The organism is Bacillota bacterium (assembly GCA_012837285.1).
In the GTDB taxonomy this organism is placed as follows: domain Bacteria; phylum Bacillota; class DTU030; order DUMP01; family DUMP01; genus DUNI01.
The window spans coordinates 1-10,345 of the sequence record DURJ01000024.1 but is presented as its reverse complement, the minus strand read 5'-3'; the positions used below and the strand labels follow the sequence as shown (position 1 = coordinate 10,345).

The 10,345-nt window shown below is 45.9% G+C and carries 10 protein-coding genes; all 10 read left to right on the top strand.

Translation table 11 applies throughout. The features are described from left to right. On the top strand, positions 1-220 hold a 220-nt coding region (locus GX016_01380; protein HHT70214.1), incomplete at its 5' end, for an ATP-NAD kinase. Between the two features lie 237 nt (positions 221-457). Beyond that, a complete protein-coding gene (locus GX016_01375; GenBank protein HHT70213.1) occupies positions 458-1,258 on the top strand; it encodes an IclR family transcriptional regulator in 801 nt (266 codons plus the stop codon). A gap of 256 nt (positions 1,259-1,514) precedes the next feature. Beyond that, complete coding sequence (locus tag GX016_01370; GenBank protein ID HHT70212.1) at positions 1,515-1,715, top strand: 4Fe-4S binding protein; 201 nt, start codon at positions 1,515-1,517, stop codon at positions 1,713-1,715. 26 nt (positions 1,716-1,741) lie between these two features. Next, positions 1,742-2,788 carry a 3-methyl-2-oxobutanoate dehydrogenase subunit VorB gene (gene vorB, locus GX016_01365; GenBank protein ID HHT70211.1) on the top strand — a complete coding sequence of 349 codons (1,047 nt, stop codon included), beginning with the start codon at positions 1,742-1,744 and terminating at the stop codon, positions 2,786-2,788. Next, complete coding sequence (locus tag GX016_01360; GenBank protein ID HHT70210.1) at positions 2,789-3,535, top strand: 2-oxoglutarate oxidoreductase; 747 nt, start codon at positions 2,789-2,791, stop codon at positions 3,533-3,535. Beyond that, complete coding sequence (locus tag GX016_01355) at positions 3,528-4,079, top strand: 2-oxoacid:ferredoxin oxidoreductase subunit gamma (protein ID HHT70209.1); 552 nt, start codon at positions 3,528-3,530, stop codon at positions 4,077-4,079. Before GX016_01360 ends, GX016_01355 begins: the two co-directional genes overlap by 8 nt. Further along, a complete protein-coding gene (locus GX016_01350; GenBank protein HHT70208.1) occupies positions 4,076-6,172 on the top strand; it encodes an acetate--CoA ligase family protein in 2,097 nt (698 codons plus the stop codon). Before GX016_01355 ends, GX016_01350 begins: the two co-directional genes overlap by 4 nt. Positions 6,173-6,278: 106 nt before the next feature. Then, positions 6,279-7,409, top strand: coding sequence for a Glu/Leu/Phe/Val dehydrogenase (locus tag GX016_01345; protein HHT70207.1), 1,131 nt, complete (start codon positions 6,279-6,281; stop codon positions 7,407-7,409). Between the two features lie 245 nt (positions 7,410-7,654). After that, positions 7,655-9,001, top strand: a complete 1,347-nt coding sequence (locus GX016_01340; GenBank protein HHT70206.1) for an amino acid permease — start codon at positions 7,655-7,657, stop codon at positions 8,999-9,001. 268 nt (positions 9,002-9,269) lie between these two features. Continuing rightward, the coding region (locus GX016_01335; protein ID HHT70205.1) for an amino acid permease at positions 9,270-10,345 on the top strand (1,076 nt) is incomplete at its 3' end.

The window sequence follows — 10,345 nt, the reverse complement described above, 5'->3', positions numbered from 1 at the left end:
TTTTGGTCGAGGTAATCAGCAGCTCAGCGCTAAGGTGATACAAAAAGTAGGAAAGAAGAATATCAGGATCATTGCCACCAAGAACAAAATCGTCTCCCTAAGAGGGCAACCGTTATTAGTGGATACCGGCGACGATGAAGTAAATGCAGAGTTCAACGACTATATGCGGGTTGTTACCAGCTATAACGAAGAAATGATGTATAAAGTCCAAGGATTATAGATTATGTCTAATGTCAGGAATAGAGGCTGTCCCGGACCAGTTTGGGGGGGCAGCCTCTTCTGCCTGAAAGTTGTCAGTACCGGTAAAGCAGGAGTTTTTCACTGGAGTGGCGAAACTTGTCCCTACCAGTCTATTATCCTATAAAGATACTCCCGCCCGTTGCCTATGGCTGGCGAGGGGCAATATACAACGGAAGGCCTATAGTATGCTGTGACAAAATAGGAGAGTGGTTCTGCCGTGAGCAAAGGTTTAATCCAATCGATTGAACGGGCCATTGCCGTCTTGACGCTAATTCGCCATTCAGATGAACCGCTGACAATAGCTAACGTGAGTACCGTACTGGGAATCCCCAGGACAACCTTATACCCAATCATAAGAACGCTGGAAGAGTATGATCTGGTATATAGAGAGGAGCAGAGCAGAAGGCTGGGATTGGGTTGGAAATTATATGAGTTAGGCTTAGGGTATGTAGAACAAAATGCAGATGTGGCAACTCAAGACGAGGCGCGGCGACTTTGTAGGAAATGGGAGCAAATTATATATTCCGGGATATATGCAAGAGATAATCTAGTAGTATATACCGTACTTGAATTACCGGATAAACCCTATATATCACCACCGAGGCTAGGATTTTTTGCAAATGCCCATTCCACAGCCAGTGGAAAGGTACACCTGGCTTACCAAGAACGAGAAGATATTGAGTGGATCTTTGAACCGGGCATGCTTACGAAACAAGGTCCCAATACAGTAACAGATCCAGAAAAACTGCTACATGAATTGGACAAGATTAAAGAAAAAGGTTACGCTATCGATAATGAGGAGAGTTACGAAGGTTCAATGTGCATTGCCGTACCAGTGTTAAACCTGTTAGGGGAATGCACGAAGACGCTCAGTATATCCGGTCCCAAGAAAGAGATACTGACTAATTTTGAAGATATGAAAACTGATCTTTTCTTATCCTCGCAACGATTATCACAAACACCGTGGGAGAAGATAAGGAAGTCTTCACAAGCTGGAAAATATTTTCCTGTAAGCTAGCTGCTTTTTATAAGAGAGCAAGGAAGAAAGAGGCGCTCCTAAAACGGGCGCTTTTTCTTTTTGCTTTTTAATTAACAATTGCTTCAGCCTGCATTAGATAAACTTATGCCCGGAGAAAGGTCTCACCAGCAGGAAACAGAGCGTACGTGTAGAATACACTATACGACGTCATCGTAGACAATCACATGGGTAAGATAGACATAATAGACTGGTATAATGGAAGATCTGTTTGGTGGCTTCATCTGAAAGGGGGTGTATTACCGTGGCAGTGACAGTGAAATCTGAGTGGTGCAAGGGATGTTACTATTGCATAAACGCCTGCCCGAAAAAGGCTATATCGAAATCAGGCGTTATGAACAAGCAAGGGTATGAGTATGTACAGGTGGATGAAGACAAGTGTATAAGTTGTGGCATATGTTTCACGGTCTGTCCTGACTTTGTGTTTGAAATCAGTTGAAGGGAGGATTGAATGTGAGCAAAGTGATGATGAGAGGTAATGAGGCTTTGGCTGAAGCAGCAGTGAGAGCCGGCTGTCGTTTATATTGTGGATATCCTATCACGCCTCAGACGGAGATAATGGAGTACCTATCAGCCCGGCTGCCGGAGGTTGGAGGACACTTTGTCCAAGCAGAATCGGAAGTAGCAGCCATATCCATGCTTTATGGGGCGGCCAGCACCGGCTATCGAGTCATAAGCGCTTCGGCTGGACCGGGATATAGCTTGAAGCAAGAAGGAATCTCTTATATAGCCGCTGTGGATTTGCCAGCAGTAATAGTTGACGTTTGCCGTTACGGCTGCGGCTTAGGATTGATATCGCCTGGACAATCTGATTACTTTCAAGTTACAAAGGGCGGCGGACACGGTGATTACCATGCATTAGTTTATGCCCCTGCTACCGTTCAGGAAATAGCGGATCTTACAGCCTTAGCTTTTGATAAGGCAGAAGAACATCGCACACCGGTAATTCTACTTACTGATGGGGCTCTAGGCCAGATGATGGAGGCAGTGGAGCTTCCAGAAATGCAAACTCCCAATCCGAATAAACCGTGGGCGCTGACTGGAAAAGGTGAAAATGAGCCCAGGTATATTATTACAGCTGCTTATGATGGACCTCAGTATGACGACATAATTAGGAAAAAGTACAGAAATATGGCCGCTCAAGAACAACGCTACGAAGCTATTAGTACAGAAGATGCAGACATTGTTTTGGTAGCTTACGGTATTTCGTCTAGAATCTGCAATCAAGCTGTTAGAACGGGAAGAAAGCAGGGCCTAAAAATTGGGCTAATTCGGCCCATCTCTTTATGGCCTTTTCCTGTTAAGGCTTTCGAACAAGTAAGAAATACGGCTAAAGCGTTCTTGTCAGTTGAAATGAGTGCTTTAGGTCAAATGGTTGAAGACGTAGCCTTAGCTGTAAAGGGCCAGAAGCCTGTCCATGTGTATACTGCCGGTATGGTTCCTCCAAAGGAACAGGCTATTTTGCGAATGGCGAAAGATATCCTAGACGGTAAAGAAAAGGAGGTGTTCTAGTTGGCAGTAGTTTGTAAAACGCCCCGAACCATAATTTCGGCCACGGGTTTTTGCGCCGGTTGCGGTCATGGTATCATTAACCGGATTACGGCTGAGGCACTGGAAGAGCTGGGAGTTGACAAGAAAACGATAATGGCTTTAGGGGTAGGGTGCTGCTCTTTAATGGGCTTTAACTTTGGTGTGGACAGGATTGGCTCACCTCATGGTAGGGCCCCAGCTGTAGCTACCGGTATCAAGAGGCTGCAACCTGACAAAGTGGTAATGACTTATCAAGGTGATGGCGACATATCATCTATTGGTTGTGCGGAAATTGTCCACGCTGCCGCTAGAAATGAAAAAATCACCACTATATTTGTGAATAACGGCGTGTATGGCATGACAGGTGGACAAATGGCTCCGACTACATTACCAAATCAAGTAACGACCACATCACCCAAAGGTAGGGATCCGGAGCTGACAGGGATGCCTATTAAGATCACGGAAATGATTGCTGTTTTACCGGTAGCCTATGTGGCTAGAGGATCAGTGCATAACCCAGCTGCCATTCGCAAAGCAAAAGGTTATATTAAGCAGGCCTTACAGGCCCAGTTGAACGGGGAGGGGTTCTCCATGGTTGAAATACTGTCTCCCTGTCCAACCAACTGGCATTTAAGCCCACTTAAAGCGCTGGAGAGAATTGAAAACGAAGTTATACCGTATTACCCCATGGGTGAATTGGTTAAAAGGGAGGGTACGGCTAATGCATGAAGTGCTGATTGCTGGCTTTGGGGGCCAAGGAGTTCTGGCTACAGGAGTTATGTTGGCCAATGCGGGCTTAAAAGCAGATTTGCATAGTACCTGGCTTCCTTCATACGGCGGAGAGATGAGAGGAGGCACTGCCAACTGTTCAGTAATAGTGTCCGAGGAACAAGTGGCCAGCCCATATATAGATAATCCTGATGTATTGGTCGTGTTTAACGGACCTTCGCTGGATAAATTTGAAGCACAGGTTAAACCGGGAGGATACATTTTTATCAATAGCTCCCTGGTGAAAAGAGAAGATGTGCGCGACGACGTCACTGTTATTAGGGTTCCGGCTACAGAATTGGCTACCGAGCTAGGTAATGTACGCGTTGCCAACGTTGTTATGCTAGGCGCGTTGCTGTCTAAATTTCCAACTATATCTGAGGAAGCAGCATTAACCTCTTTAGAAGAGTACTTCGAACCCAAAGGTGAGAAAGTGATTAATCTTAACCGGCAGGCTTTGAAAAAAGGTATTGAAGTGGGGAGCGCACAGGGGGAGTCTAAATGAACCTACACCATTTGTTACGACCCAAGTCAGTGGCGATAGTTGGAGCCAGTGAAAAGTTGGGCTTTGGCCGAGACGCAAGTCAAAATATGTTGGCCTGTGATTTGGGCGATAACTTGTACTTTGTAAACCCCAACCGGGAACAAGTGCTGGGTAAGAAATGCCATAAGAGCATTTCTGATATTGGTCACGACATTGATATGGCCATTATCTGCACGCCGCTGTTTACGGTTAACAATATTCTAGAAGAAGCCGCAGCACACAACTGCAAGGGTGCGGTGGTATATGCCAGTGGCTATAGTGAAGCTGGTGCCGAGGGGAAATTAGCCCAGAAAAAACTGGTGGAGATAGCTACTGAGAATAATATAGCAGTGTGTGGACCTAACTGTGCCGGGTTTATTAATAACGTGAATAACATCCATGCCTTTGGACTGCCGTTGTCGGCTAAACAAGAAAAAGGTAACATTGGTTTGGTGGCACAGAGTGGACAAGTTGCCACTCTTTTGCTCAGTGTCTCGCATCTTAAATTCTCCTATGTTATTTCCAGTGGGAACAACGCCGTTGTTGGCATTGAAGATTATTTAGAATTCCTGATAGAAGACGAAGATACTGAAGTGATAGCACTTTATCTAGAGGGCATAAAATATCCCGACAAATTTGCTCAAGTGTTAGCTAGAGCGGCTGCGAAGGGTAAGCCGATCGTGACCCTAAAAGTTGGAGCATCAGAAAAAGCGCGGCAAACAACAACGGCTCACACTGGCAGCCTGGCCGGATCAGATGCGGCCTTTAATGCTTTGTTTAAGAAGTTTGGCGTAGTGCGGGTGTGCGATATAGAAGAGCTTGTCAATGTTTGTGTGCTAATGAGTACTCTCAAGAAAAAGCCTTCCCAAAAATCGTTTGCTTTTCTCAATATGTCCGGTGGACAAGCTGCCATTACTGCTGACCTGGCTCAATTACAAGGGGCAAGATTGGCAGAGTTCTCGGCCCAAACGCTGCAAAAGCTAAATAATATGTTACCTGACTATGCTACGCCTAATAACCCTCTTGACATGACAGCGACATTGGTTTTTGACAATGACAAGTTTCGGGCGGCTTTGAGGACAGTAATGGCAGACCCAGAAGTAGGTATGATGATAATAGGGTTCAATCCACCTGAAATTGTAACGGAAAGGGACAGACATGTTGACTACGGTTTAGCTAAGTGCCTCATTGATGTTAGTAATGAGGGTAGCAAGCCCATTGTAATAATGCCAGGGATATCAAGAAAACGGGATCCAGAATTAAGGGCATTCTATACAGCTAATTCGGTGCCGATAGTTGACAGTCCTATGTATGGACTTAGTGCTATTAAAAAGTATGCTGAGTTTTGCGTGTACCACCCCGATGCCAGAACACTGGAAGTGGTGAGTAAGAAAGGGCAATCAGCAACAAAAGTAAGCACCGAGACCCTGTCGGAGCATGCAAGCAAGTCTATTCTTAAGGAACATGGGATTTCTGTGCCAGAGGAGTACGTAGCTAAGTCTGAGACAGAGGCCTTAAAGGCGGCAAAGACGATAGGCTATCCCTTGGTGCTGAAGATAGATTCCCCTGACATTCCGCATAAGACTGACATCGGTGGAGTGAAACTGGGCATCAAAAACGATGCCGAGCTTAAGAATGCTTTTAATGAAATCATGAACAATGCAAAGCGTCATAAACCGGATGCCAGAGTGAACGGGGTACTAATTCAAAAAATGTTGCCCAAAGGAACTGAGATCATTGTGGGGGTCAATAGAGATCCTCAGTTCGGACCCATGGTTCTAGTGGGACTGGGCGGTGTATTTGTAGAGGTCTTCAAGGACGTGGCTCTTTATCCAGCCCCGCTGAACAAGAACGAAACCCTGGAAATGATTAAATCCCTCACTGCCTACAAGTTGTTCACTGGTTATCGCGGTTCGGAGCCTCTTGATGTGGAGGCTTTGGCAGAGACGATAGTTAAGGTCGGAGACCTGGCTGTTAAGCGGAGCGATATTAAGGAATTAGATATCAACCCATTGTTTGTTTACCCCAAAGGACAGGGTGTTTGTGCCGCCGATGCCCTAATAGTGAGGGGTTAGACAGTTACCGGATTGTCAGCGAGTGGTATCTGAACAAAATAGTCTCGGGAAGATACTGCTCGTTGGGTCCTTGCTTCCAAGATAAACAAAAAGGGAGGATTCGAAAATGGCACGAGACCCGTATTTAGTGATTGAATGGTCGGACAGAAAAACTGATGCCAGAGGATGGCTTGTTGTTGATAGTATCCGCGATGAGTTTGCGGCTGGTGGTCTTCGTATGAATACAACCGTGACCAGAGAAGAAGTGGAAAGACTGGCCCAGGTGATGTCTTACAAATACGTTGCTGCTCAGGCTGAAGTTGGAGGCGCAAAAGGTGGCATCATCTATGACTATCATAAAGAAGATGCCCTCGATGTGCTGAAACGATATCTCAAAGCCATGAAACCATATATAGAAAGTGGTGTTGGCATTGGTGCAGACCTTGGTACCCGCGCTGAAGATATTAGGAGAATTAGACAGGAGCTAGGTGTTAAAGAAAGCGCTCCGAAGAGTATTAGGGAGAATCCAAAGAAAGTTGAAGAAGGGAATAAGCGTCTACAGGAAATCATGAGTCATAAAGTCGACGGCTTGGACATGGACCGTTTGGTTACCGGTTATGGTGTAGCAGCGGCTGCTGATGAAGCCTGGAAGTTGCTAGAAGGAAAACCCGGTGCTAAAGTAGCTATCCAAGGATTTGGTGCAGTTGGTGGAAGTGCAGCCTTATGGTTGGAAAAACAGGGCTATAAAGTAGTGGCCATTGCCGACGTTAACGGCACCTATTACAACGAGGATGGTTTAGATATAAAAGACTTGCTGGGCGCTCGCAACAAGCTAGGGGAAGTAGAGACAGAAAAAATGAAGACCAAATGCGAGGTTAAACCCAGAGAAGATTGGATGTACTTTGATGTGGATATTTTGATCCCAGCTGCCGTGGAAGACGTTATCGACGAGGACGCTGCTGCGAAAATTAAGGCCAGCCTATTAGTGGAAGGCGCCAATATTCCGACTACATTAGCCGGTGACAAGATCATCAGAGAAAGAGGTATCAGGCTGGTACCTGACTTCGTTTCTAATTTAGGTTCCGTATGCTTCTTTAACTCCATTGAAAGCGGGAAATGCCCTGCTACTCCTGAAGGTGCCTTAAAACGAATTAGTGATGTCATCCGTGAAGATGTTCGCTTGACTTTTGAAAAGGCAAAAGCCGACGGGATTTACGAACGGGATGCAGCTTGGCAGTTGTTTAAGCCTGAAATGTAAAGAAGCGCAGTAGCGCTAAATGAGATCTTGTCAGTTAATCGCCATAACATTTATGGCTGGTGGCGATTAACTGACACCTAGAAAACCTGTTATCACATGGACTTGCCGTATAAGGTAGTTCAGTGTTGTTGGTATTATATGTACCTGTTGAAACAAAAGCCTTTTAACGATGACGGGATAAAATGACATATGAAGAAATGGTTGTCTAAATTCTAAGCTTTGTAAATGAAGGGAGAGATTGATGTATGGCTAATCAAAGTAACAAAATGAAGCCGATGGATGCTATTTTGATGTCAGTTGGCGCTATTATTGGTGCAGGTGTGTTTAGCATGACAGGTGTTGCGGTAGGGGCTGCTGGGCCAGGGGTTCCTATTTCATTCTTAATTGCCGGTTTGGCAGCTATGATGGTCAATCTACCTTACATGGTTGTTTCGTCAGCTCTTCCGGCCAGAGGTGCTCAATATCTACATGTTGCTCGGTTTGTTAGCCCCCTTTTTGGCTTTCTTCTGGTGTGGAATCTTGTTCTTGAGTGTATATATTTGAGCGTTTTGGGCATATCTGCCGGTCAATACCTTCCTGCTATCATTCCCGCGCTTACTCCTAAGATGGCAGGTGCTATTACGGTAATAGGTTTAACCGGTGCCTGCTTGCTTAATGTTAAAACATCTGCTAAGGTGCAAAATGCTATGGTTATTCTGGTACTAGTTGCCCTGGCACTTTTTGTAGCAATGGGAATTCCTTATATGAAGTATTGGTCATTTAAGGATATGTTTTCTGTTAAAGGTCTTGCAGGTATTTTGGTGGGTGTTAGCTATGTGCGGTCGGCTGCATACGGCGGTACTGCCGTGGTAAATCTGGCCGGTGAAATAGAAAACGCCGGTAGAACAGTTCCTCGTTCTATTGCTGTTTCTACAATGGGTGTATCCTTGTTGTACGCTCTTGTGGCAATGGTTGCCGTGGGTGTGGTACCTTGGGAGCAGATGATTCAGCAGCCGTTGTCTGTCGCTGCTAAGGCGTATATGCCTTCATGGGCGTTCAACTTTTTTGTAATAGGTGGGGCACTTTTTGCAGTGCTTACAACGATATTGGCTTTCCTCATGGACATTAGCCGTGCTATCTGGGCAGCGGCTGATGACGGCATGTTTCCCGAGTGGTTGAAGGTGACAAATAAATACGGCGTTCCATATCGTATCATCATAATAATGGGTGCAATAGGATTGACGCCAATTTTACTGGAATTGCCACTAGATTATGTGTTTGCGGTATTGAATGCACCTGGAATGCTGCTTGGCCTTTTGGCTACTTTGCCAGCGCTTGTTGCACCTAGTAAGCTGCCGAAGAAATTTGAACAGGCATGGTTCAAAATGCCTACCTGGCTAACCTGGACACTGGTACTGGCTAATATTGGTCTAACCTTTTTCCTTAGCTACAATTTGTTCTTGACCCTAACATTGCCTACTATTTTAGGCATAGTGGCTTTTTATGGTGGCGGGATTCTCTACTTCTATTTGCGGGTTAACAAGCTAAAGAATGAGGGTACTAACCTAATAGAAGAAATGAGTGCTTACGATCCGTCGTGGGTATCTGAATAGAGGCTTCTTCCGTTACAACGAACTGCAATTTAAGAAAGGCAGTGAAGCCAAAGCAACCTAAGGAGAGGCTGCCCATAAGCTCCGGGCAGCCTCCAGAAGATTTTCGTCAAGGGAAGAAATCCCTCCTGAGTCACTCGTATACGTACCAGGTTTTGTGTTGGCGGTCAGCCAGCGAATTTGATCTGATCCGTAGAGGATTAGTCTCCTTAAGGGGCTTATGGTTTCTCCGAGGCTTTCTAATTTTTAGCCTGAAAGGAGAGAGATTTGGTTGAACAATAAGGGTAGTAAAATGACAGCCATAGATGCTACTTTGATGGCGGCCGGCGCTATTATCGGTGCCGGTGTATTCACTCTAACGGGTGTTGCGGTGGGGGTGGCGGGGCCGGGGGTGCCTGTGTCGTTTCTACTTGCTGGCCTAGCGGTTATGCTGGCTAACATACCTCATATGTTGTTAGCGTCAGCACTTCCGGTGCGAGGCGGTCAGTACCTATATGCGGCTCGGTTTCTGAGTCCGCTGATGGGTTTTCTTCTGGTGTGGAATACCGTTCTGGAGACACTGAGCATAGCCGTTGTGGGTATAGCTGCCGGGCAGTATCTTCCCGCTATTATCCCTGGGATTAGTTCTAAAATGGCCGGCGCCCTGATCGTAATAGCTATTATCACAATCTGCCTGTTTAATATAAGGACATCCGCCAAGGTCCAAAACACGATGGTGATTCTCATCCTAGTAGCCTTGGGACTCTTCGTCATAATGGGTATTCCTCGTATTAAATATTGGTCATTTACGGATATGTTTGCTGTTAAGGGGCTATCGGGTATTTTGGCAGCAGTCAGCTATGTTAGATATGCAGCATGGGGTGGTACTAACATAGTAAATCTGGCTGGGGAAATAGAAAACCCCGGGCGAACAGTGCCTCGTGCTATTGCTGTATCTACTCTTTCCATATCGGCTTTGTACGCTGTGATAGCTGCGGTGGCTGTAGGAGTTGTACCCTGGAAGCAGATGATCCGACAGCCATTGTCTATTGCTGCTGAGACCTTTATGCCTTCATGGATGTTTAAGTTTTTTGTGATCGGCGGGGCACTTTTTGCCTTACTTACCTCTATGCTGGCTCTGATCATGGACTACAGCCGCGGTGTGTGGGCTGCGGCCGAAGACGGACTGTTCCCTGCCTGGTTGGGGGCAACGAACAAATATGGTGTCCCCCACCGGATTATATTACTAACCGGTGCCATTGGGTTAATGCCAATTTTACTTGAATTGCCGCTAGACTATGTATTTGCTATGATGAATGCGCCCGGAATGCTGCTGGGCCTGCTGGCAACCATACCGGCTGTGCTTGC